This is a genomic window from Campylobacter sp. RM16188 (assembly GCF_012978795.1).
Classification (GTDB): domain Bacteria; phylum Campylobacterota; class Campylobacteria; order Campylobacterales; family Campylobacteraceae; genus Campylobacter_A; species Campylobacter_A canis.
Window position 1 is genome coordinate 1 of sequence record NZ_LIWQ01000059.1, and the last position, 248, is coordinate 248.

1 rRNA gene is annotated in these 248 nt (G+C 31.9%); it reads right to left on the reverse strand.

Annotated elements, in window-relative coordinates:
• Positions 1-80: ribosomal RNA gene (locus CDOM16188_RS11175) — 16S ribosomal RNA — on the reverse strand; the annotation flags it as partial.
• Positions 81-248: the final 168 nt, after the last annotated feature.

Consider the following 248-nt stretch of genomic DNA (forward strand, 5'->3'; position numbering starts at 1 on the left):
CCCTCATATCTCCGTTCGACTTGCATGTATTAGGCACGCCGCCAGCGTTCACTCTGAGCCAGGATCAAACTCTCCATATAATTTATATGAAGTTTTTAATCAAAAAACTTTTAATTTTTATTTATATTAATTAGTTTTATTTACTAACTACTTTCCAAAGAAAGCCTGAAAGTAAATTGGCTCAATCGATCACTTGTTTAGATTTCAAAGATTGACTAATTAGTTTAACAGTGTTAAGTTAGAGAACA